This is a genomic window from Nocardioides luteus (genome assembly GCF_014648595.1).
GTDB lineage: Bacteria > Actinomycetota > Actinomycetes > Propionibacteriales > Nocardioidaceae > Nocardioides > Nocardioides luteus.
Genome location: NZ_BMRK01000028.1, coordinates 26,272 through 49,083, shown reverse-complemented (window position 1 = coordinate 49,083; position 22,812 = coordinate 26,272). Strand labels below are relative to the sequence as shown.

The 22,812-nt window shown below is 69.8% G+C and carries 21 protein-coding genes; 13 read left to right on the top strand and 8 right to left on the bottom strand.

Annotated elements, in window-relative coordinates; translation table 11 throughout:
- Nucleotides 1-251: 251 nt before the first annotated feature.
- Nucleotides 252-1,520 carry an HRDC domain-containing protein gene (locus IEY81_RS22440; RefSeq protein WP_189120723.1) on the bottom strand — a complete coding sequence of 423 codons (1,269 nt, stop codon included), beginning with the start codon at nt 1,518-1,520 and terminating at the stop codon, nt 252-254.
- Nucleotides 1,517-2,155: a DUF3000 domain-containing protein gene (locus IEY81_RS22435; RefSeq protein ID WP_189120722.1), complete on the bottom strand. Its 639-nt coding sequence runs from the start codon at nt 2,153-2,155 to the stop codon at nt 1,517-1,519. Before IEY81_RS22435 ends, IEY81_RS22440 begins: the two co-directional genes overlap by 4 nt.
- A gap of 79 nt (nt 2,156-2,234) precedes the next feature.
- On the opposite strand from IEY81_RS22435, the gene hemE reads away from it, so the two are divergent.
- Nucleotides 2,235-3,332 (top strand): uroporphyrinogen decarboxylase, encoded by a 1,098-nt coding sequence (gene hemE / locus IEY81_RS22430; protein ID WP_229788086.1) that lies wholly within the window; start codon nt 2,235-2,237, stop codon nt 3,330-3,332.
- Here the strand turns inward: hemE and IEY81_RS22425 are convergent.
- A complete protein-coding gene (locus IEY81_RS22425) occupies nt 3,311-4,225 on the bottom strand; it encodes a LysR family transcriptional regulator (protein WP_189120721.1) in 915 nt (304 codons plus the stop codon). The two genes, hemE and IEY81_RS22425, sit on opposite strands and share 22 nt — an antisense overlap.
- Before the next feature lie 147 nt (nt 4,226-4,372).
- On the opposite strand from IEY81_RS22425, the gene IEY81_RS22420 reads away from it, so the two are divergent.
- The 8 genes from IEY81_RS22420 to hemG all read left to right on the top strand — a co-directional run bounded on the left by IEY81_RS22420 (nt 4,373) and on the right by hemG (nt 12,964).
- The gene (locus tag IEY81_RS22420) at nt 4,373-5,614 is read left to right on the top strand and encodes an acyl-CoA dehydrogenase family protein (protein WP_189120720.1); all 1,242 of its coding nucleotides are present in this window, start codon (nt 4,373-4,375) and stop codon (nt 5,612-5,614) included.
- Nucleotides 5,615-5,776: 162 nt separating this feature from the next.
- The gene (sfnG, locus tag IEY81_RS22415) at nt 5,777-6,883 is read left to right on the top strand and encodes a dimethylsulfone monooxygenase SfnG (protein WP_189120719.1); all 1,107 of its coding nucleotides are present in this window, start codon (nt 5,777-5,779) and stop codon (nt 6,881-6,883) included.
- Nucleotides 6,880-8,088, top strand: coding sequence for an SfnB family sulfur acquisition oxidoreductase (locus IEY81_RS22410; RefSeq protein WP_189120718.1), 1,209 nt, complete (start codon nt 6,880-6,882; stop codon nt 8,086-8,088). Before sfnG ends, IEY81_RS22410 begins: the two co-directional genes overlap by 4 nt.
- 26 nt (nt 8,089-8,114) lie before the next feature.
- Nucleotides 8,115-9,263 (top strand): LLM class flavin-dependent oxidoreductase, encoded by a 1,149-nt coding sequence (locus IEY81_RS22405; RefSeq protein WP_189120717.1) that lies wholly within the window; start codon nt 8,115-8,117, stop codon nt 9,261-9,263.
- Nucleotides 9,264-9,271: 8 nt separating this feature from the next.
- Nucleotides 9,272-10,621: an MFS transporter gene (locus IEY81_RS22400; protein ID WP_189120716.1), complete on the top strand. Its 1,350-nt coding sequence runs from the start codon at nt 9,272-9,274 to the stop codon at nt 10,619-10,621.
- Nucleotides 10,618-11,115 (top strand): flavin reductase family protein, encoded by a 498-nt coding sequence (locus tag IEY81_RS22395; RefSeq protein WP_189120715.1) that lies wholly within the window; start codon nt 10,618-10,620, stop codon nt 11,113-11,115. Before IEY81_RS22400 ends, IEY81_RS22395 begins: the two co-directional genes overlap by 4 nt.
- A 220-nt stretch (nt 11,116-11,335) precedes the next feature.
- Nucleotides 11,336-11,626, top strand: a complete 291-nt coding sequence (locus tag IEY81_RS22390; RefSeq protein ID WP_189120714.1) for a ribosomal protein L7/L12 — start codon at nt 11,336-11,338, stop codon at nt 11,624-11,626.
- 33 nt (nt 11,627-11,659) lie between these two features.
- A complete protein-coding gene (gene hemG, locus IEY81_RS22385) occupies nt 11,660-12,964 on the top strand; it encodes a protoporphyrinogen oxidase (protein ID WP_189120713.1) in 1,305 nt (434 codons plus the stop codon).
- 1 nt (nt 12,965) lies between these two features.
- On the opposite strand, the gene IEY81_RS22380 is transcribed toward hemG, so the two are convergent.
- The 5 genes from IEY81_RS22380 to IEY81_RS22360 form a co-directional block, all read right to left on the bottom strand.
- On the bottom strand, nt 12,966-13,610 hold the full coding sequence (locus IEY81_RS22380; RefSeq protein WP_189120712.1) for a protein TPRXL: 645 nt from the start codon (nt 13,608-13,610) through the stop codon (nt 12,966-12,968).
- Nucleotides 13,603-14,238, bottom strand: a complete 636-nt coding sequence (locus tag IEY81_RS22375) for a hypothetical protein (RefSeq protein WP_189120711.1) — start codon at nt 14,236-14,238, stop codon at nt 13,603-13,605. Before IEY81_RS22375 ends, IEY81_RS22380 begins: the two co-directional genes overlap by 8 nt.
- Nucleotides 14,238-15,485, bottom strand: coding sequence for a hypothetical protein (locus IEY81_RS22370; RefSeq protein ID WP_189120710.1), 1,248 nt, complete (start codon nt 15,483-15,485; stop codon nt 14,238-14,240). Before IEY81_RS22370 ends, IEY81_RS22375 begins: the two co-directional genes overlap by 1 nt.
- A 9-nt stretch (nt 15,486-15,494) precedes the next feature.
- Nucleotides 15,495-15,794 (bottom strand): flagellar protein FlgN, encoded by a 300-nt coding sequence (locus tag IEY81_RS22365; protein ID WP_189120709.1) that lies wholly within the window; start codon nt 15,792-15,794, stop codon nt 15,495-15,497.
- Nucleotides 15,795-16,023: 229 nt separating this feature from the next.
- Entirely contained in the window at nt 16,024-16,956 is a 933-nt protein-coding gene (locus IEY81_RS22360) for an alpha/beta hydrolase (RefSeq protein WP_189120708.1), read from the bottom strand.
- Between the two features lie 58 nt (nt 16,957-17,014).
- On the opposite strand from IEY81_RS22360, the gene hemQ reads away from it, so the two are divergent.
- From hemQ to IEY81_RS22340, 4 genes are all read left to right on the top strand, one after another.
- A complete protein-coding gene (hemQ, locus tag IEY81_RS22355; protein WP_189120707.1) occupies nt 17,015-17,734 on the top strand; it encodes a hydrogen peroxide-dependent heme synthase in 720 nt (239 codons plus the stop codon).
- A gap of 146 nt (nt 17,735-17,880) precedes the next feature.
- The gene (locus tag IEY81_RS22350; RefSeq protein WP_189120706.1) at nt 17,881-18,588 is read left to right on the top strand and encodes a WXG100-like domain-containing protein; all 708 of its coding nucleotides are present in this window, start codon (nt 17,881-17,883) and stop codon (nt 18,586-18,588) included.
- A 10-nt stretch (nt 18,589-18,598) separates the two neighbouring features.
- Nucleotides 18,599-22,243 carry an RHS repeat-associated core domain-containing protein gene (locus tag IEY81_RS22345; RefSeq protein ID WP_189120705.1) on the top strand — a complete coding sequence of 1,215 codons (3,645 nt, stop codon included), beginning with the start codon at nt 18,599-18,601 and terminating at the stop codon, nt 22,241-22,243.
- A 95-nt stretch (nt 22,244-22,338) separates the two neighbouring features.
- The gene (locus tag IEY81_RS22340) at nt 22,339-22,713 is read left to right on the top strand and encodes a hypothetical protein (RefSeq protein ID WP_189120704.1); all 375 of its coding nucleotides are present in this window, start codon (nt 22,339-22,341) and stop codon (nt 22,711-22,713) included.
- The last annotated feature ends 99 nt before the right edge of the window (nt 22,714-22,812 follow it).

The window sequence follows — 22,812 nt, the reverse complement described above, 5'->3', positions numbered from 1 at the left end:
CGTCAGTGCGGTCGGTCGAGACGTCAGTTCTGGCGGTCGAGATGGCACTGCCGTGCCATCTCGACCGCCGCACGTGACGTTTCGACCGACGTAAGTGACGTTTCGGCCGACGCAGCTGCCTTCTCGGCTGCGCACCTGACGCCTCGACCGTCGTACGTGACGCCTCGACCGTCGTCCGTGCCCTTTCGACCGTCGTACGTGACGCCTCGGCCGACGCGGGTGACGCCTCGGCGGCGCCGAAGCCGCCGGGGTCAGGACTCGTTGTCGGCCTGCAGGACGGCGTCGGTGAGGAGCGGGGCGGTGAGGGCGATCTGCCAGCCGCGGGCGCCGAAGCCGGAGAGGATCTCGATGATGCCGTCGAGGAGGGCGCCGGGGTCGCGGGTGCCCGGGGGCGTCCACATGGTGCGGCGGAGGAAGTCGGGAGTGAGAAGGTTCTCGGCAGGGAGGTTGCGCTCCTCGGAGAGGGCGTTGATGGCCTCGCGGGCGAGCGCGAGCCGGCGAGCGGCCACGGGGTCCTTGTCGGCCCAGGCGCGCGGCGGGGGAGGGCCGTCGGAGCGCGGGGAGCGGACCGGGAGGTCGTCCTCGGGCATCGTGGCCGCGCGGTCGAGCGCCTTCAGCCACGAGGAGACGTAGCGCTCGGCGCCACGGCCGTGGAAGCCCTTCAGCCCGAGCAGCGAGGCCTTGTCCTTCGGCAGCTCCTGGGCGGCGGCGACGATCGCGGCGTCGGGGATGATCCGGCTCGGGGTGACGTCGCGCTGCTGGGCGATCCGGTCGCGCTCGAGCCACAGCTCACGCACGGCGGCGAGACCGCGGCGGCCGCGGACCCGGTGCATGCCGGAGGTGCGCCGCCAGGCATCCGTACGCACTGGCGCCTCGAAGCCACGCAGCCAGTCGAACTCCTGCCGGGCCCAGGCGTCCTTGCCCTGCGCGACGAGCTCGTCGGCCAGCGCGTCACGCAGCTCGACGAGGACCTCGACGTCCAGCGCTGCGTACTCGAGCCAGGCGTCGGGCAGCGGGCGGGTCGACCAGTCGGCCGCGGAGTGCTCCTTGAGCATGGTGAAGCCGAGCACCGTCTCGACGAGGGTGCCGAGCCCGACCCGGGGGTAGCCGAGCAGCCGGCCGGCGAGCTCGGTGTCGAAGAGCGCGGCCGGGTAGAGGCCGAGGTCGTTGAGGCAGGGAAGGTCCTGGGTGGCGGCGTGCAGGATCCACTCGGTGCCCTCGAGCGCCTCGACCAGCGGCTCCATCGTGGTCAGCTCGATCGGGTCGATCAGCCAGATCCCGGAGCCTTCGCGGCGCAGCTGGATCAGGTAGGCGCGGTTGGAGTAGCGGTAGCCGGAGGCGCGCTCGGCGTCGATCCCGACCGGTCCGGTGCCGGCGGCGATGGCCGCGGCGGCCTTGGACAGGCCCTCGTCGGTGTCGGTGACCGGAGGCAGTCCGTCGCGCAGGGTCAGCAGAGGTGCCGGCGCCGCATCTTCAGGTGTGTCCGGCCCCGTCTCGGGCTCCGTGCTCTCGTGACTCACGCGCCCCGCTGACCTCGTCGGCTCGGCATGACGGTGACGCCCTCCGGCACCGGAGGAAGCCCCGCGGCCGTGCAGAGCAGCTCGCCCCACGCCTCGGTGTGCGGTCGCACGTCCAGCTCGCCCGAGTCGGCTCCGACCGGCGTCCACGATGCGCGGATCTCGATCTGGGCGGTGCCTTCCTCCTCGGCCATCCCGCCGTAGGACTCGGTGGCGACCCTGGTCACGGTGCCGGCCGCGGCCACGTGCGAGGCGCCGTGAGCCGACAGGGCGTCGAGCAGCCACGACCAGCCGACCTCGCCCAGGAGCGGGTCGCTGATGTGCTCGACGTCGATGTCTGCGCGTGCGTAGGCCACCAGCCGGAACGTACCAGGCGCGGCGTGCACCGTGCCCCAGGCGTCGTTGCCCTCGGGGTCGTGCAGCAGGATCAATCGGCCGGTCGCCACGTCGACGTCACCGACGGTCACGTCGGCCGACAGGGCTGCGGCGTACGGAGCGATCCGCTGCGGCGCCGGCATCTCCTCCGCCAGCACCTCGGGCCGGAACGTCGCGGCGCGCATGCCCTCCGCGGCGGACCGGAACACGGCCGGGCCGTTCTCCGGTCCCGCGGCGGGACGCGACTCTCCACGGACGACCATGTGAACAGCGTATGTCTTCTGCGCGATTCGCGATGTGCGTACACGCCGCACCGGGTGGGACCATTGCCAGGTGGCTGCCGTGAACACCCCCAGGAACATCGTCGAGGACTCCTCCGAGAGCACTTCGGGGGCGCTCGCAGCCTCGCCGTTCCTGCAGGCGCTGACGGGCCAGAAGGCCAGCCGTACGCCGGTGTGGTTCATGCGCCAGGCCGGCCGGTCGCTGCCCGAATACCTGAAGGTGCGTGAGGGCATCGGCATGCTCGAGTCGTGCCAGAACGCCGAGCTGATCACCGAGATCACGCTCCAGCCCGTACGCCGCTACGGCGTCGACGCGGCCATCTTCTTCTCCGACATCGTGCTGCCGATGAAGGCCGTCGGCATCGACCTCGAGATCAAGCCCGGGGTGGGTCCGGTGATCGCCGACCCGGTGCGCACCCTCGCCGACGTCGAGGCGATCCCCGACCTGACCCCCGAGCACGTCCCCTACATCACCGAGGCCGTCCAGAACCTCACCAGCGAACTCGCGACCGTCAACGGCGGCACCCCGCTGATCGGCTTCGCGGGTGCTCCGTTCACGGTGGCCTCCTATCTGGTCGAGGGCGGTCCGTCGAAGGACTACGCCAAGACCAAGGCGCTCATGTTCGGCGCCCCTGACGTGTGGGACGCGCTGATGCGCAAGATCGCCGGCATCTCCAGCGCGTTCCTGGAGGTCCAGGTCCGCGCAGGCGCCTCCGCGGTGCAGCTCTTCGACTCCTGGGCCGGCGCCTGCACGCTCGCCGACTACGAGCGCCACGTGCTGCCCTACTCCGCCCAGGTGCTGAGCCGGATCGGCGAGCTCGGCGTCCCGCGCATCCACTTCGGCGTCAACTCCGCCATGCTGCTGCCGCTCATGGGCAGCGCCGGCGCCGAGTTCGTCGGCGTCGACTGGCGCACCCCGCTCGACTGGGCGATCGGCCAGCTCGGTGACGGCTTCGGCGTCCAGGGCAACCTCGACCCCGCCCTCGTCTTCGCGCCCACCGAGGTGATGCTCGAGCAGGCCGGCCGGATCATCGAGACCGGTCGCCGGGCGAAGGGACACGTCTTCAACCTCGGCCACGGCGTCATCCCGAGCACCGACCCCGACCAGCTCGCCCGGCTCACCGAGTTCGTGCAGAGCTACGAGCCCGCCGAGGCCTGAGCTTCGACGGCCGTCTCGGCGAGCAGTTCGAGCAGCGTCCGAGCACCTGAGGACGTACGCGAGTTGTGCCGCTGCACCGCGAGCATCCGCACCCGGGACCGGTCCCCGGCCAACGGTCGCATGGTGATCTGGCCGCTCGTCTCGCGCGGGTCGCCCGCGACGCTGTAGTCGGGCAGCAGGGTCAGCCCCATGCCCTCGCTGACCATCATCTTGCCCATCTCGGCGCCGTCGGTGGCGTGCCAGTGGTCGGGGAGGTCGGTGCCGAAGACGCGGTGGGCGAAGCGGTACATCAGGTAGCCCGCGCGCATCCCGACGAACGGCTCCGCACGCAGCTCCTCGACCGTCACCTCCGCACGTGAGGCGAGCCGGTGGCCGGCGGGCAGCACCACGACCGGCCTCCCTTGGATGAGGACGCTGCCCTCGACCGTCGGCGGCAGGTCGTCGCCGCTCAGCAGGTTGACCAGGCCGACGTCGATCGTGCCCTCGGCCAGGGCGAGATAGATGTCCTCGTGCAGCATCGTGCGCACCTCGACGCTGGTCCGCGGGTGCTCGTCGCCGAACCTCCGCAGGGTCGGCAGCAGCACCGTCGAGGTGCCCGCCTGCACCGTGCCGACCCGGACCGAGCCGACGCCGGTGCTCTGCACGCCGGCAGCCAGCCGGAGCTTCTCGACCGCCTCGAGGACGTCGGCCATGTAGGGGAGCAGCTCCTGACCCTCGCGGCTGATCCGCGCGCCCGCTCGGCGCCGGTCGAGCAGCGTCACGCCGAGCTCGCGCTCGAGCTTGGTGATCGCCTCGCTCAGCGCGGGCTGGGAGATGTGGAGCTGCTCGCTCGCCCGTCGCAGCGAGCCGTGCTGGGTCACGGCCGCGATGTACTCCAGCTGTTCGATCCTCACGCTGTCCTCTCGTTCGGGCGGTGATCGGTCATCCCGAGCGGGTGATCGGCGATTACTGGCGTCCAGGAAGCGCCCTCGTGCTAATTCTCTACTAATTTAGTCAACTAAGAAGACACATCTTCACGACGCAAGACACGAGAGGGCGATATGACCACAGAGTCTGTACGCACCGCCGCGGAGTTCGGTGCGGCACCCACCACTGCCGAGGGCTGGATCGACCGGGCGCGGGAGGTGGCGACCCGTCTCTCCGCGGACGCGGTCGCCCGCGACCGCGCCAACCAGGTCCCGACGTACGAGGTCGACCTGCTCAAGGAGAGCGGCCTGGTCACGCTGCTCGGCCCCATCGAGCACGGCGGCGCCGGTCAGGACTGGACGACCGCGCTGCGGGTCGTCCGGGCGGTCGCCGCGGGTGACGGGTCCATCGGGCAGCTGCTCGGCTACCACTACCTGTGGGCCTGGGCGGCGCGGCTCGTCGGCACCCCGGAGCAGATCGCCGCCGTCGAGCAGCTCTACACCGAGAACAGCTTCTTCTTCGGCGGCGCAGTCAATCCGCGCGACGACGACCTGGTGATCAGGGTCGAGGGTGACGAGCTCGTCTTCACCGGTCGCAAGTCGTTCTCGACCGGCGGGCGGGTCTCCGACCTCACCGTGCTCGAGGGTGTCATCGAGGGGACGGAGAAGCATGTCTTCGCGATCGTGCCGACCCAGCAGGAGGCGATTGTCTTCGCCGGCGACTGGGACAACCTCGGCCAGCGGCTCACCGAGTCGGGTGCGGTCGACATCAACGGCGTGCGGGTCCCCTGGGAGTCCGCGGCCGGCTACGTGAAACAGGGAGGCGGGTCGTACGAGTTCGTCCCGCGGGTCTACAACACGCTCAACGTGCCGATCATCCAGCTCATCTTCACCAATTTCTACCTCGGGATCGCCGAGGGCGCCCTGGCCACCGCTGCGACCTACACCCGCGAGACGACCCGCGCCTGGCCCTACGCCGGCGACGTCAAGGAGAAGGGGAGCGAGGAGTTCTACATCCAGGAGACGTACGGCGACCTCACCGCGAAGCTGTGGGCGGCCCAGGCTCTGGCCGAGCGGGCGGCCGGCCTGATCGAGGCCATCAACTCCCATGCCGACGAGGTCACCGAGCAGGAGCGCGGCGAGGCGGCGGTCGTGATCGCCGCGGCCAAGCAGGTCGCGATCGACGTCGGCCTGGAGATCGGCGCCAAGGTCTACGACCTCACCGGCGCCCGGGCGACCTCCAACAAGGTCGGTCTGGACATCTTCTGGCGCAACATCAGGACGCACTCGCTGCATGACCCGGTGGCACACAAGCGGGCGGAGGTCGGGCGCTACGCGCTGCTCGGCGAAATCCCTGTGCCGACCTGGTACACGTGAGCCGCCCGGCGGTGATCTGCGGGGCCTCTCGCCCTGTCGCTGCTTGATAGGCGGCACCTATCACGGGATCGGGTCTTCCGCTGGTCCACATCGGGAGATCCGGTCTCGTGACCTGTTTAATCGGATAAGTTTAATAGACATTAGCGATCCAAGGAGACCAGCATGACCTCACCGGCGACCGAGCCCCTGAAGTTCGCCTACTGGGTGCCCAACGTCAGTGGCGGCCTGGTGGTGAGCAAGATCGAGCAGCGCACCGACTGGAGCTACGACTACAACAAGAAGCTCGCCCAGCTGGCCGAGAACAACGGCTTCGAGTACGCCCTGTCCCAGGTGCGCTACATGGCCTCCTACGGCGCGGCCTACCAGCACGAGTCGACCTCGTTCTCGCTGGCGCTGCTGCTGGCGACCGAGCGGCTCAAGGTGATCGCCGCCGTCCACCCGGGGCTGTGGCAGCCCGGCGTGCTCGCCAAGTGGCTGGCCACCGCCGACCACATCTCCGGCGGCCGCGCGGCCGTCAACGTCGTCTCGGGCTGGTTCAAGGACGAGTTCACCAAGCTCGGTGAGCCGTGGCTCGAGCACGGCGAGCGCTACCGCCGCTCCGAGGAGTTCATCCGCTACCTGCGCGAGATCTGGACGAGCGACTCCGCCGAGCTCAACGGCGACTTCTACCGCCTGCACGACTTCGACCTGAAGCCGAAGCCGCTGGCCAGCGAGGGCCGGCCGCACCCGGAGATCTTCCAGGGCGGCAACTCCTCCGACGCCAAGGCCATGGCGGGCCGGGTCTCGGACTGGTACTTCGCCAACGGCAACACCCCCGAGGGTCTGGCCGCCCAGGTCCAGGACGTCAACTCGGTCGCTGAGCCGCTCGGCCGCCGCGTGAAGTTCGGCATCAACGGTTTCATCGTCGCCCGCGACACCGAGAAGGAGGCTCGCGACACCCTCCGGGAGATCATCGAGAAGGCCGACCGTAAGGCCGTCGAGGGCTTCGGCTCCGCCGTCAAACAGGCCGGGCAGTCCACCGGCGACAAGACCGGGATGTGGCAGGACTCCAGCTTCGAGGACCTGGTGCAGTACAACGACGGCTTCCGCACCGGCCTCGTCGGCACGCCCGAGCAGGTGGCCGAGCGGATCGTGGAGCTCAAGCGGGCCGGCGCCGACCTGATCCTCGGTGGCTTCCTGCACTATCACGAGGACGTGGAGTACTTCGGTCAGCGCGTCCTGCCGCTCGTCCGCGAGCTCGAGGCGCAACAGCTGGAGCCCGTGGCTTGAGCACGACCGAGATCTCCCGTATCGAGGCCGAGACCGCACCCCTGGCGGCGCGGCGGCTGGCCGAAGAGCTCGCCCTCGGCGACGGCGCCCGCGACCGGGGCCGGGTGCTGCCCCACGACCAGGTCAGGGCGTACGCCGCGGCGGGGCTCGGCTCGCTGACCGTTCCGCTCGAGTTCGGCGGCCCGGCGCTGTCGGCCTCGACGGTGGCCGAGGTGTTCCGGCTGGTCTCGTGGGGCGATCCCAACGTCGGCCAGGTGCCACACAGCCACTTCGTCTTCCTCAACCAGCTGCGCCTCAACGGCACCCGCGAACAGCAGCAGCGCATCTACAGCGACGTGCGCGCCGGTGCGCTGGTCGCCAACGCGCAGTCGGAGTTCGGCACCAAGCACGTCCGCGACATCCGCACGGCCCTCACGCCTGCCCGGGAGGAGGGGGAGTGGCTGCTCAACGGCGAGAAGTTCTACTGCACCGGCTCGCTCTTCGCCGACTACCTCGCGGTGCTGGCGCGGCGCGGCGTCGACGGGCCGTTGCAGGTGGCGTGGGTCCGCACCGAGACTCCCGGAGTCGAGATCATCGATGACTGGGACGCGGTCGGGCAGCGTACGACGGGGTCGGGGACAGTGCGCCTCACCGACGTCGTCGTCGCCGAGGAGTGGATCACTCCGTTCGCGGTCACCTTCGATCGGCCGACGACCTACGGAGCCTTCGCGCAGCTGCTGCACGCCGCCATCGACGCCGGGATCGCGCGGCGCGCGTTGGACGAGGCCTCCGAGTTCGTGCTCACGATGTCGCGTCCCTACGCCGACGCTGTCGCCCTCGCCGGGGCCGAGACGGCCGCCCAGGACCCGCTGGTCGTGCACGCCTTCGGCGAGATGGAGCTGGCCGTACGCAGCGCCGAGGCGCTCCTGGCTGAGGCCGGCCGGCGCGTGGACGAGGCCGACGCAGACCTGACCGCGGAGTCGGCCGCGGAGGCGAGCCTGGCGGTGGCCGCGGCCCGCGCGTCGACCGCGCAGGTCTCGGTCGACGTCAGCAGCCGGCTGCTCGAGGTCTCCGGCACCCGGGCAGCGCTGTCCACCACCAACCTCGACCGCCACTGGCGCAACGCGCGCACCCACACCCTGCACGACCCGGCCGCCTGGAAGGTGCACCACCTCGGGCGGTGGGCGGTCGACGGCACCCAGCCGCCCCGCCACGGACAGCTCTGACACACATCCCTACCGAAAGGCAGCACATGAGCACCCTCAAGTTCCACTGGTTCCTCCCGACCAACGGCGGCGACGGCCGGCACGTGATCGGCGGCGGCCACGGCGTCAGCGCGCTGGCGTCGGGCCGGCCCGCGACGGTGCCCTACCTCGGCCAGATCGCCCGCAGCGCCGAGCAGCTCGGCTTCGAGGCGGCGCTGACGCCGACCGGTGCGTGGTGCGAGGACGCCTGGGTGACCACGGCGATGCTCAGCTCGCTCTCCGAGAGGCTGAAGTTCCTGGTCGCGTTCCGACCCGACTCGGTCTCGCCCTACCTGGCCGCGCAGATGGCGGGCACCTTCCAGAACCTCTCCGGCCAGCGGTTGCTGCTCAACGTCGTCACCGGCGGCGAGGACCACGAGCAGCGGATGTACGGCGACTTCCTGGGCAAAGAGGAGCGCTACGAGCGGTGCGGGGAGTTCCTGCACATCATCCGTCGGCTGTGGGCGGGCGAGACGGTGACGTACTCCGGCAAGCACCTCTCGGTCGAGAACGCGCGCCTCGAGCAGCAGCCGAACCCGGTGCCGGACGTCTACTTCGGCGGCTCGTCGCCGAAGGCGCTGGAGGTCGCCGCCGAGTACGCCGACGTCTACCTGACCTGGGGCGAGCCGCCGGCCGCCGTGGCGGAGAAGATCGCGAAGGTGCAGAAGCTGGCCGCCGAGCACGGCCGCGAGCTCCGCTTCGGCATCCGCCTCCACTCGATCGCCCGGGACACCTCCGCGGCCGCCTGGGCCGAGGCCGACCGGCTGCTGGAGAACATCTCCGACGAGGACATCGCGCGGGTCCAGGCGGGTCTCTCGCGCAGCGTCTCGGAGGGTCAGCGACGGATGCTGGAGCTCAACAAGGGCTCGCGGGACGGGCTGGAGGTCCACCCCAACCTGTGGGCGGGTGTCGGGCTGGTACGCGGTGGCGCCGGCACCGCTCTGGTCGGCTCCTACACCGAGATCGCCGACCTGATCGAGGCCTACCACGAGGTGGGGATCACCGAGTTCGTCCTCTCGGGCTACCCGCACCTGGAGGAGTCCTACTGGTTCGGCGAGGGCGTCCTGCCCGAGCTCGGCCGCCGGGGCCTGTGGTCCCACCCCGCCCCTGTCGCCGGCCGCGGAGCGGCTGTGCCGTTCGGCGCCGCCGCGCAGTAGGGACCGACATGTCGACTGTTCCCGGAAAGACTGCCGCGAGCCCGAAGCGGGTCGCGCTCGCAGCCTCGGTCGGCGCCACGATCGAGTGGTACGACTTCTTTCTCTACGGCACCGCCGCCGGCCTCGTCTTCGACAAGCTCTACTTCAACGGGCTCGACGGCACCGCGGCCACCTTCGCCTCCTTCGGCACCTTCGCCGTCGGGTTCTTGGCCCGCCCGATCGGCGGGCTGATCTTCGGCCACTTCGGCGACCGGATCGGCCGCAAGACGATGCTGATCTGGACGCTCGTGATCATGGGCGTCGGCACCTCCCTGGTCGGGCTGCTGCCGACGTACGACTCCATCGGGGTCCTTGCCCCGATCGCGCTGGTGGTGCTCCGGATCCTGCAGGGGATCGGCGTCGGCGGTGAGTACGGCGGGGCGGTGCTGCTCGCCACCGAGTACGCACCGGCCGGACGCCGCGGGCTCTACGGGAGCTTCGCGCACATCGGTGTCCCCGGCGGGCTCGTGCTCGCCTCGGGGGCGTTCGCGGTGGCCTCGCAGCTGCCGGACGCGGCGTTCCTGGCGTGGGGATGGCGGGTCTGCTTCCTGATCTCGATCGTGCTGCTCGCCATCGGAGCCTGGATCCGGCTCTCGATCATGGAGACGCCGTCCTTCCAGGAGGTGCAGAAGGAGAAGAAGGTCTCCAAGCTGCCCGTCGTAGAGCTCTTCCGACGTCAGCCGCGCACGCTGCTGCTCGGGATGGGCACCCGGTTCGTCGAGGGGTTCACCTACAACCTCTACTCGGTCTTCCTGCTCTCCTACGCCGTCTCCGACGCTGGTCTGAGCCGCTCGGTGGTGCTCAACGCGATCATGGCTGGTGCGGTGCTGGGCGTGATCATGACGGTCGTCGCCGGAGCGCTCAGCGACCGATTCGGTCGCAAGCCGGTCTACACCGTCGGCGCCGTGGTCGGCCTGGTGATCGCCTTCCCGGTGGCGGCCGCGGTGCAGTCCGGGGCGGTGGTGGCGTCGGTGGCCGCCTTCGTCGGCGGGCTCGGCCTGGTCTACGGCACCGTCTACGGGCCGCTGGCAGCGTTCTGGAGCGAGCTGTTCGACACCCGCTACCGATTCTCCGCGCTCAACGCGCTCTACCAGATCTCCGGAGTGGTGGCCTCCGGGCTGACGCCGCTGATCGCGGCCGCCCTGGTGGCGCTCTCCGATGACCGCTCGCTGTGGTGGGTGGCCGGCTACAACGTCGTGGTCGCTGCGATCAGTCTGACCTGCATGTGGCTGCTTCCGGAGACCCGCGGCGAGAGGCTGCGGGACACGGCGGTGGAAGAAGCGCGGGCCGAGCCCGCGAGAGAGGTGGTGACCGGATGACCGGTCCGCTGCGTACCAACCAGGATCTCGACCCCGCCGCGCTGCGGGAGGCATTCGGCGTCTTCCCCAGCGGCGTCGTGGCGGTGGCGGCCGTCGTCGACGGCCGGCCGGTCGGCCTGGCGGCATCGTCGTTCACCTCGGTGTCCCTGGACCCGCCGCTGGTCTCCTTCTCGGTCGCCAACACCTCCAAGACCTGGCCCGACCTGCGGCGGTCGTCCCACCTGGGGGTGACGGTGCTCGCCGAGCACCACGGCGAGGTATGCCGCCAGCTCGCCGGCCCTGTCGGCTCTCGTTTCGACGGCCTCACCGTCAGCGCCTCGCTCGACGGTGCCCTCACCCTCGACGAGGGCCTGGCCCAGTTCGACTGCACGATCTACCGCGAGGTCGAGGCCGGCGACCACATCGTCGTGCTCCTCCAGCTCCACGCCGCCGACCACGGCGCCGGCCAGCCCCTGGTCTTCCACCGCTCGAACTTCGGCCGGCTCGCCGGCTGACCCCAGCCGGCCGAGGCGTCAGGTAGGTCGGCCGAGAGGTCGCTCAGGCTGGTTGAGGCGTCGCTTACGTCGGCCGAGGCGTCACGTACGTCGGACGAGACAGCACTGGTGACGTGTCGGCCGACGGTAGCGACCTCTCGGCCGACGGTAGCGACGTCTCGGCCTGCGGCAGTGACGTCTCGGCCGACGGGGGAGACCTCTCGGCACTAGGGTTTCGACCGTGGATGTCATCGGAAGCGCAACCCTCGTCCTGGTCGTCCTGGTCTACTTCGCGATCGAGTCGTCGGAGCGGAAGGTGCGGAAGGAGGTCTCCCGCCGCATCGACCGTCTCGAGGACAAGGTCGACCTGCTCCTGAAGGACGCGGGGCTGGAGGCGCCGCCGCTGCCGCGCCAGGACGAGGTCGTGGCGCTGACTCGTGCGGGCAAGAAGATCGAGGCGATCAAGGTCTACCGGGAGGCGACCGGAGCCGGGCTGGCCGAGGCGAAGACGGCGGTCGAGCGGCTCACCTGATCCCGGCGATCAGCGGGATGCGAGACTGATCCTGTGCGTGTCATCGTCGTCGGAGCAGGGATCGCCGGACTGACCGCGGCCCGCGACCTGGCCCGGAAGGGTCATCGGGTCACGGTGCTGGAGGCCTCGGACCGGGTCGGGGGCAAGATCCGTGGGGAGTCCGTCGCCGGGCACACCGTCGACGTCGGGGCCGAGGCGATGCTCAACCGCCGCCCCGAGGGCGTCTCCCTCGCGCGCGAGGCGGGCCTGGAGGTAGTCCACCCGACCGACGCGAAGTCGGCGATCTGGTCGCGCGGCGCGCTGCGGCCGATCCCGCGCTCGATCATGGGCGTACCACTCGACCTCCCCGCGCTGGAGGCGGCCGGCCTGCTCTCCGAAGAGACCCTGGAGGTCGTACGCCGCGAGCCCACCCTCCCGCCCGCGAAGACCGACGAGGACGTCTCCGTCGGTGACTTCATCGCCTCTCGGTTCGGCGACGAGACCGCCGACCGGCTGGCGGACCCGCTGCTCGCCGGGGTGTACGCCGGCCACGCCCGCGCGATCTCGGTGAAGGCGGCCGCTCCGCAGCTGTTCATGCTCGCCGAGAAGGGGTCGCTGCTCGAGGCCGCTGCCGCGCTGCCGACCTCGACCGTCCCGGTCTTCGCCGGGATCGAGGGCGGCATGTCCCGGCTGCCCGCCACCCTCGCCGAGGGGCTCGACATCCGGCTCGAGACCCCGGTCGACGCGGTCACCCGCACCCCGCAGGGCTTCCTGGTCGAGACCGGCGGCGAGGTCGAGGCGGCCGACGCCGTCGTGGTCGCCACCCCTGCTCCTCAGGCCGCGAAGCTGCTCCGCTCGACCGCTCCGGCGGTCGCCCGCGAGCTGTCCGCGATCGAGACCGCGAGCGTCGCGGTGATCACCTTCGCCTTCCCCGATCTCCCCGCCGAGCTCACCGGCAGGTCCGGCTTCCTGGTGCCGCCGGTCGAGGAGTCCGCGATCAAGGCCTCCACCTTCTCCTTCGCCAAGTGGGCCTGGGTGGGGGAGCGTGGCAACTATCTGCGCACCTCCATCGGGCGCCACGGCGAGCCGCCCTCGGACGACGACGACCGCCTCGTCGCAGACTCGCTCGCCGCGCTCGAGCAGATCGCGGGCCTCACCGTGGAGCCCCTCGACGTCCACGTCCAGCGCTGGACCGACGCGCTGCCGCAGTATCCCGTCGGCCACCTCGACCGGGTCGCCCGGATCCGGCAGGCGCTCCGCGGCGTACCTGGTCTGGCTCTCGCCGGTGCCTCCTACGACGGCGTCGGCATCCCGGCCACGATCGGCTCGGCCCACCGCGCGGCCGGCGAGATCGGCTGACTCAGGCCGGCAGCCACCGCAGCGTCGAGACGCAGACGTCCAGAGCCAGCTTCCAGGCCACGAACTTCTCGTCGGTCGCGGCCATGTCGACCGGCCGTGCGAGCGTCGCGGTCAGCTGGAGGCCACGCCGCCGTTTCGAGCCCGGCACCGGGGTCATGTAGACGATCGACGTCGCGATCACGGCCTCGTCGCCCTCGGCGGTCGTCGTCGACTCGCGCTCGTAGCGGACGAACCGCCGGTCGCCGAACAGCGGCTTGGCCCCGTGGTTGCGGATGATCTGCGCGACATGGGTGTCGAGGGTGCCGCCACCGTCGGCGAGGAACGTCGTGGCGAGGATCGCTCCCGGGATGATGGCGAGGCTGTCGGTCTCGGCGGTGGCGGCGAAGTAGGCCTTGACCTGCTGCTGCTTCATGAGTGCGTACGCCTGGTCCAGCTGCAGACGCATGGCGGCATGGAGGTCAGGCCGGTTGACGCTCATGAAGCGCTTCTTCAGCGCCGCGTCCATCGCAGCCTTGTCGGCCTCGTCGGGAGAGTGCCGCTCCCACCCGGGGAGGAGCTTCAGCTCGAACTCCGGATCCTTCGTGCCGCCGAGCAGCTGGCGTAGCGAGGAGTGCTGTGCGGGCGCGGCCGCAGATGACTCAGACAAGTGAAGGGTCCTCCCAGAGGTCGAAGGGGTCGGTCGTCAGGCCGGGTGGCGGCTCTGCCGAGAAGAGGGTGCCGTCGGGTCCGACGACCTCGAGCTCGGCGAGGAAGAGCGGCATCTCCGCGAAGGTGAGCCCGAAGACCTCGGGGCTGCCTGCCTCGATCACGACCATCACGCTCGCCTCCTGTGTCGCGAAGACGAAGAGACCGGTGAGCAGCTCGACGGTCTCACCGTCGACCTCGCCGGTCCGGGAGCCCACGCACTTCAGGCCTGGGCCGAGAGCGGCTCCGGTGTATTCGTCGACGTCGAAGCCCTGCTGTCGCCACTCGTCGGCGCCGATGGGCTCACCGCCACCGAGGACGACCCGCACCCGGCTGACCGCCGGAGCAGGCACCGGCCAGTGGAGCAGCGCGGCCAGCGTCCCGGGGTGGAGGTCCTCGGCGAGGTTGTGGGCGAGCAGGGTGCGCGCCGTCGGGTCGAGCTCGTCGCTCCACGCCTCGCCCCAGGCCTCGCGGAGCCCGGTGAGCGACTCCTCGACCCACGCCGCCGCGCCCTCGTTCCGGTCGGCGCGCGGGATCTGGGTCCATCGGTCCGAGGTCAACGCGATCTCAGCCTGCCAGGTCTCGGTCATCATCGGCCCCCGGTGACGGTCGACTCGACGTCCGGGACCGATGCCTGCGCGCTCTCCTGATCGCCGAGCCGCCGCTCGTGCAGGGCCTCGCTCGTCGAGGCGGTGCCGTACCACTCACCCATCCACTTCCCGAGGCCGCCGACCACGTCGACCCCTGCGGCGACTTTCGGGCCGAGCCCGGTGCCGGCCGTGGCCAGGGTCCCGTAGAGGGCCTTCCCGGTGGCGACGTCGATCCCGCTGAACAGGCCCACGCCGATGTCCTTGGGGGCCTTGATCGGGTTGGCCAACCAGGCAGCCCTGGTCCGTGGGACCTCCTTCGCGCCGGTGGAGATGGAGATGGCCACCTTGATCTTGGAGCCGTACGTGACCGGGTTCGCGGGCGCGACGAGCGGCACCGCTCGCTTCAGCGCGAAGTTCCGGTAGCCGGCTCGCCCTGCTGCGCCGACGGCCTTCCCGCCGGTGGCGGCGCTCTTCCCCAAGCCGGCCCAGGCCTTGCCTATCTGGCCGATCTTTCCGAAGGGGAGCACCGCGAGGACCGCCAGGAGCACGTCGGTGACGTCGCACTTGCCGGCTGATGCTTGGACGATCTTGCCGAGCAGGACCGCGGCACCGAGGGCGAACCCGATGATGGCGACGACGCCGCCGAGGAAGAGCCCGGCGATCATGAAGACCATCGCGATGGCCTCGAGGATGTTGATGAGGAAGCCGAAGATCTCCCAGAAGCCGTCCTTGATGCTGCCGGCCATCTCCTCGCCGATGCCGCTGACCGCGAGCTCGTAGGCCTCGTCCCAGGTGTCGTAGTGGGCGTCCCAGGCCGAGGCGTCGTCGCGCCACTCGTCGTAGGCGGCCTCTTTGGCCTGCCCCTCGGCGTCGTCCTCCTCCTGGCCCTCCGGGAGCGCCTCGTAGGCGGCCCACTTGTCCGTGCAGGAGTCGACCAGGGGATTCATCTTGGCCTGGATCTGGCCGAGGCTGTCGCCGTACGCCGCGATCAGCGGCCCCACGGGCGTGTAGAGCTCGCTGGCCTCTCGCAACGTCGTGTAGGAGGAGCCGATCTTGTCCTGGAGCTCGGCGACGGCCTTGCCCTGCATCTGGCCGTCGGCGAGCTCGCTGTTGGCGATCTCCTCCAGGACGTCGGCCGCCTCGGACATCTGGATGCCGAGCTCTTCGATCCTCTCCCCACGAGTGATGATCACCTCGGCGTCACCGGTGAGAGGCTCGATCTCCCTGCCCTTGGGCGAGTGCTCCATGGCTCTCCGCTATCCCTTCTTCTGGAAGAGAAGGGCCGTCTCACTGTCCCAGTCCTGGAACCCGTCGACCACGCCCTTCATGTGGTCACGCACCTTGGAGATCTCGTCCTTGAGGTCGTTGCGTTTCATGTCCCACCGCTGCTCGAAGTCGTCGGCCTTGCCGCGCAGCTCTCCGCGCCGGAACGGGTTGCCGATGGCGCTCTCGAGCGCGTTGGCGTTCCCCACGGCGTGGTCGAACTCGTCGATGATCGAGTCGAGCTTGGCGACGGTCTGCTCGAGCGTCTCGATCTTGATGGAGACGTCTGCCATGTCACTGCGCCTTTCCCAGCGTTCGGAGCGCTCGGCAAAGAGGCGCGGAAGCGTGTGGGCCGCCGACGAGATGAGAGCCGAGACGAAGTGCGATCCGAGGCCGTTCCGGCGTCGGATGTCGAGGCAGAACGCTAGCGCAAAGTCAGGTGCATCAGGCGACAACCTTCCGATCGAGGATCGAAACGTCAGGTTGTTCACATGAAGTTTTCGTACGACCTGGGGCAGCGGGTCACCTCGGCAGGGAGCGCAGGAACTCGGCGATCCCCGCCAGCGCCTTCTTGGCCGCCGGGGCGACACCCGGCAGCGACATGAACCCGTGGAACGCGGTGTCGTAGTCCACCAGCGTCACCTCCGTCCCAGCCGCGCGGAGAGCCTCGGCATAACGGGTCCCGTGGTCGCGGATCGGGTCGTGCAGCGCGGTGATGATGAGGGTCGGTGGCAGGTCGGCGTGGGAGGTCGCGCGCAGCGGCGAGGCCTGCCACGACTCGTCGCCGTAGCTCGAGCCCATGTAGAGGTGGCTGAACGTGCTCATCTGGGTCGAGGTGAGCACCGGTCCGTTGGCGTTGGCGGCCTCGGAGGGGAACTTCTCGTACATCTCCACGGCCGGGTAGATCAGCACCTGCGACTCGATCGCCGGCCCGCCGGCGTCGCGGGCCATGAGCGCGACCACGGTGGCGAGGTTCCCGCCGGCGCTGTCGCCCATCACCGAGATGCGTCCGGGGTCCCCGCCGAGGTCGGCGGCGTGCTTGGCAACCCACTCCACGGCCGCCCAGGCGTCCTCGACGGCCGCCGGGAACGGGTGCTCGGGCGCGAGCCGGTAGGTCGGCGCGACGACGATCGACCCGGTGCGGGCGGCGACGTGGGAGGAGACCCAGGCACTCTGCTCCGGCGTCCCGAGGCACCAGCCGCCGCCGTGGAAGTTGATGACCACCGGAGCGGGGCCGTTGAGCCCGCGCGGCGTGTAGACCGCGTAGCGGCGCCCGTCGACGTACGTCTCCTTGGTCTCGACGTCCGCGGGGCGGCCGAAGAGGAGGGCGGTGATGGGTCCGGTGCGGAATCCTTCGCGCTGGGCGCGGAGGGCGATCATCTCCTCGGCGGTCAGCGGCGACTTCATCAGGCGCTGTTGGAGGAAGGCGAAGATGCGGGTACGCAGCGGAAGCATGGGCACACGATAGAGGCCGGTGGAGGGGCGGCGACCGGCCGTGGCGCAAAATGGGGGCATGACCGATCCGCAGGCCGACATCAAGTCCAACGCAGCCAAGATCAACGAGCTCAACGAGACCATCCGCTACACGATGTGGTCGGTCTTCTCCCTCGAGCAGACCCTCGGTGACACCGACCGCAAGGCCGAGGCCGTCGAGGTCGAGGAGCTCTTCGCCGCCTTCGCCGAGGAGGACATCGTGGTGCGCGGCACCTACGACGTCGCCGGCCTGCGCGCCGACGCCGACGTGATGTTCTGGCTGCACGCGGGCTCCTCCGACAAGCTCCAGTCGGCCTACCACCGGCTGCGCCGCACCGCCTTCGGTGGCCGCCTGGTCCCGGTCTGGTCGCAGATGGCGCTGCACCGCCCTGCGGAGTTCAACCGCAGCCACCTGCCCGCCTTCCTCGCCGACGAGCGCAGCCACGACTACGTCGCGGTCTACCCGTTCATCCGCTCCTACGAGTGGTACCTCCTCGACGACAAGGAGCGCCGCCGCCTCCTCGCCGAGCACGGCCAGATGGCGCGCGACTACCCCGACGTGCGGGCCAACACGGTGCCGTCCTTCGCCCTCGGCGACTACGAGTGGATGCTCGCCTTCGAGGCCGACGACCTCTCCCGCATCGTCGACCTGATGCGCCACCTGCGCGGCTCCGAGACCCGCCGTCACGTACGCGAGGAGGTGCCGTTCTACACCGGCGCCCGTGTCGAGATCGCGGATCTTCTCGAGCGCCTTCCGTGAGGCGGGACGAACCTCGGTAATTCACTGTTCGGCCATCGCGACACTCCACTAACCTTCGACGTCGCGGTGGCCAGTGCTCGGGTTCTCGCCGACCCCGTTCACGGTCGCTGATCTCCAAACGACCGCGGGAGGGCAGAAGTGTGGGGATGACCATCCCTGGGGAGCTGGATTTCGTTCTCGACCTGCTCGGCTACGAATGGCCGAACGTCGACGAGGATGCCGTACGCGACGCCGCGCAGCTGCTGCGCGGGTTGGAGCAGGACCTGCGAGGCACCCTCGATGACCTGCAGGTCAGGGTCAACGAGCTGGGCGACGGAGCCAAGGCGCAGTCGACCAACGCCTTGATCAGGGCGTGGACCGAGAACCGTACGTCCAACATGGATGCGGTGCTCGACGCCCTGCCCGGGATCGCGACCGGCATCGACATGGCCGCCGACGCGATCGTCGGGCTCAAGGTGAAGGTGATCGCCGAGCTGACGATCACGGCCGCCCAGATCGCTGCGGCCGCCGCGACCGCGGTGGTGACCGCCGGCCTCAGCGTGGCAGGCAACGCCGCCATCATCGCTGCTCGGAAGAAGGCGCTCGACATCGCCACCGACCTCATCATGGAAGAGCTGATCGGCCAGCTCGCCACCATGGTGATCGAGCCGCTGACCGGCACGATCGCCGAGCTCGCGACCTCGATCGCGGCGGCTCCGCTGGTGACCGACGGAGACGCGACCGCCGCGACCGAGCTCAGCTACGACGTGATGGAGCAGATCGCCACCGCGCTCAACGACTGCGGTGCGGACCAGTTCGACCTGTGCACCACCTTCGCAGCCGAAGTGTCTGCCCTGCCCTTCTTCGAGTCCTAGGAGAACTTCGATGGCCAGAAAGATGGATGACGTCGTCGAGGAGCTCCGGGAAGCCTCGACCAAGGCGCTCAGTGACGTCGGGCACGCCCTGAAGAAGAACGCCGACGACGTCGCCGACGGGATCCGCAAGCACGCGGACGCCCGTCGCGACCTCGACAGCGACATGGCGCGGTCCGGCCCTGACAAGCCCGGTCGCACCGACGGCCTGCCCACGAACAAGGACGGCACCGACAAGACCGGAAACCGCGACCAGCAGGGTTGTGGTGACCCGGTCGACGTGGCCACCGGCGCGGTCTACCTGCAGCAGACCGACCTCACTCTCCCCGGCGACCTCCCGCTGGTCCTGACCCGCAAGCACTCGAGCGACTGGACCTACGGTCACTGGTTCGGCGTCTCGTGGTCCTCGACGTTCGACGAGCGGCTCGACGTCCACACCGACCTGGTGGGTCGGCGTTCGGCGGTCGTGATCGCCGCCGACACCAGGGCGCACGTGTTCAAGAACCTGACCGACGGCCAGGAGGCGCGACCGGTCGCCGGCGGTTCGCTGCGGCTGCAGGTGAGCGAGGACGGCGGCTACGACCTCCTCGACACCGAGACGGGGGAGACCCGCCACTACACCGGGTCCGGCGGCACCGCGTGGCTGACCTCGATCACGAACGCCTCCGGCGACTGGGTCCGGTTCGCGCGGGACGAGGCGGGCACTCCCGCCGAGGTGACCCACAGCGCGGGCTACCGGGTGCAGGTGGCCACCGCCGGCCACCGGGTCACCGGTCTGACGGTCACTCGTCCCGACGGGGCCGACCCGGTGCAGGTGGCGACCTACCGCTACGACGACGCCGGTGACCTAGCCGGGATCGTCAACGGATCCGGTGAGGAGCTCGAGTTCGGCTACGACCAGCACCGGCTCACCCGCTGGGTCGACCGCAACGGCACCTTCTACGACTACGTCTACGACTCCCAGGGCCGCTGCATCAGCCAGGGCGGCTCCGACGGCGTCATGCGCAACACCTTCGAGTACGGCGAGGCGAACTCGAGCGGTCTGCGCGAGACCCGCGTGACAGACTCCCGCGAGCTCACCACGACCTTCAAAATCAACACCCACTTCCAGGTCGTCGCCACCGTCGACCCGCTCGGCAACGCCGTCACCTCGGAGTGGAGCCCGCAGAACCAGCTGCTCGCGCGCATCGACCCGCTCGGCCGCCGCACGAGCTTCGTGTACGACGACGCCGGCAACCTCACCGAGGTCACCCGCCCCGACGGCAGCCGGACCACGATGGAGTGGGCCGAGACCCCGGCCGGGCCCCGCCTGGTCCGCCAGGTCCGGCCCGACGGCACCGCCACGACGCTCGACTACGACGAGGTCGGCCGTCGCACCGCGGTCACCGACGCCACCGGCGCCACCACCGCGTTCGGCTACGGCGAGGACGGCCACCTGGCCTCGGTCACCGACGCCCTCGGCCGGGTCCGCACCATCGAGACCGACGCCGCCGGACTGCCCCGACGCGTCGTCGAGCCCGACGGCCGCTGGGCCGAGTTCGAGCGCGACCACTTCGGCCGAGTCGTGGCCAGCACCGACGCCCTGGGCGCCCGCACCACCTACTCCTGGACCGTCGACGGCCAGCTCGCCTCCCGGGTCCTCCCGGACGGATCGACCGAGTCCTGGACCTACGACGGCGAGGGCAACCCGGTCTCCTACACCGACCCCGCCGGTCGCACCACGATGACCAGGTTCACCCATTTCGACATGCCTGCCGAGGTGCTCGCCCCCGACGGTGCGATCACGCGCTACACCTACGACCCCGAGCTGCGTCTCACCAGCGTCACCAGCCCGAAGGGCGAGACCTGGCGCTACGACTACGACGAGGCCGGCCGCCTCGCGAGCGAGACCGACTACAACGGCCGCACCCTCACCTACGCCTACGACGCCGCCGGCCAGATGGTCGAGCAGGTCAACGGTGCGGGGCAGCGTCTGGTCTACGACTACGACGCTCTCGGCAACGTGGTCACCGAGCAGGCCGAGGACAAGACGACATCGCTGGCCTACGACCCGCTCGGCCGCCTCCTGCGTGCGACCTCTCCCGGCGTCGACCTGGTCATCGAGCGTGACCCGCTCGGTCGGGTGCTGGCGGAGTCGGTCAACGGTCGTCGGGTGGCCAAGACGTACGACGCCCTCGGCCGTCCGCTCCACCGCACCACGCCGGCAGGGGTCGAGACCGAGTGGTCCTACGGCCTCGGGCCCGCGCCGGAGCGGATGACGGTCGCCGGCCAGGAGATCGCCTTCGAGCACGATGCGGCCGGCCGCGAGACCCGGCGCACGACCGGTGACGTCGTCCTGGAGCAGACCTGGGACCTCCTCGGCCAGCCCCTGACCCAGCGTCTCGAACGGGCCGCTGCTTCGGCGCCGGCCGACGTGCTCCAAGAGCGCACCTACGCCTACGAGTCCGCCGGCCGCCTGATCGGCGTCGAGGACAAGCTCACCGGCGCCCGCCGCTTCGAGCTCGACCTCGCCGACCGGATCACCTCGGTCGCCCTGGACGACTCGGTCTCGGAGTCCTACGCCTACGACCCGCTCGGCAACATCACCCGCTCCGCAACCGGCGGCGGCGACGCCGAGCGCCGCGACTACGACGGCACCCTGCTCACCCGAGCCGGCCGCAGCCGCTACGCCTACGACTCCCAGGGCCGCCTGGTCCGCCACACCCGAACCAGGCTGTCGGAGAAGCCCGACACCTGGCTCTACGAGTGGGATGCCAACGACCGCCTCACCGCAGTCCGCACCCCCGACGGCACCCGCTGGACCTACCTCTACGATTTTCTCGGTCGCCGCGTCGCCAAGCGCCGTCATGCCGAGTCCGGTGAGGTGGCCGAGGAGATCCTCTTCTCGTGGGACGGAAACGTCCTCATCGAGCAGACCGGCCGATCGGGAGGCACTCTCTCCTGGGCACACCAGGGCTACCAGCCCGTTGCGCAGGTCGAGCTCACACAAGAGGAAGTCGACGCGCGGTTCTACTCTGTCGTCACCGATCTTGCCGGCGCACCGTCGGAACTGATCGGCTCCGATGGGGAGCTTCGCTGGCACGCGCGGCGCACCGTCTGGGGTGTCTCTTTCGAAGAGTCGGCTACACCGCTCCGCTTCGCCGGGCAGTACGCCGACTCTGAGACGGGTCTCTACTACAACCATCACCGCTACTACGACTCAGGCACCGGCCGATACTTGAGCCAAGACCCCCTCGGTCTTGCGCCGGCACCGAACCCGAATACGTATGTTCACAATCCGACTAACTGGGTCGACCCGGCTGGGCTGCAGTCCTGCACCAAGGAAGGCCAGATCTTCCTCTGGCGCGCGGTGCAGGCCGACGAGTTGAAGGACATTCTGAGCACCCGTCAATGGAACAGCCCGCAGGGGGTCAAGTACTTCTCATTCTCGGAGGGTGGCGCGGCGGACTATGCCCGCACCGCATACGGTCGCTGGCCCGACGAGGGTGCGTACACGATGACCCGTACCTCCGTGAAGGTTTCCGATCTGCCTGGGGACGCTCAGATGGCGTACACCTCCGATGTCAAAGGCGGAGGCTACGCTCTGAACAACGACGAGCTGAAACTGCTCGGTCGTCCGTCTGTCATGCCGGGTGGTATCCCAGGAGCCGGGGCTTGATGAAATTCGTTGTTGCAATCGGAATCGAGGACTGCGTTCAAGACGTCTTGGACGCAGTCAGACCCGGGTATCCGTTCGAGGTGCGGTCGGGCCCGGTGAAGAACACTGCTGCGGGTTGTGACGCCGAACTGATTTCCTTCCCTCTTGCCGCAGAGAGATACGGAGCCGACCCGAAAAAACATGTTGCCCAGGTGCTCTCCAATCCTCGCAACGACGGTGCACCGGCGATCGTGGTTGCGATTCCGCCGCTTGAAGTCGATGCGACAGGCAAGCCGATGGCCCAGGGCATGGACACCGACGAATGGCTCGCCTGGGCGTTGAACGGGGCCCTCGAAGCCCTTCACGATTCTGTCGGGGATCTGGATGGAGTGACCGTTCTTCTGTATCTGGAAGCGGTGGGGATGGCGGGGAGAGCGCGCAAAGCGCTCGATGTCATCGAGTCTGTCGGCCTCTCTTGGAAAAACCGATGAGTCATGGCATCTCGAAGTCATTCGGGATGCATCGGTTGAGTCGAGAGTTCCAGCCGAAGGGGAGCGATGATGCTCGCCGTCGCGGTGGACGACGCTGAA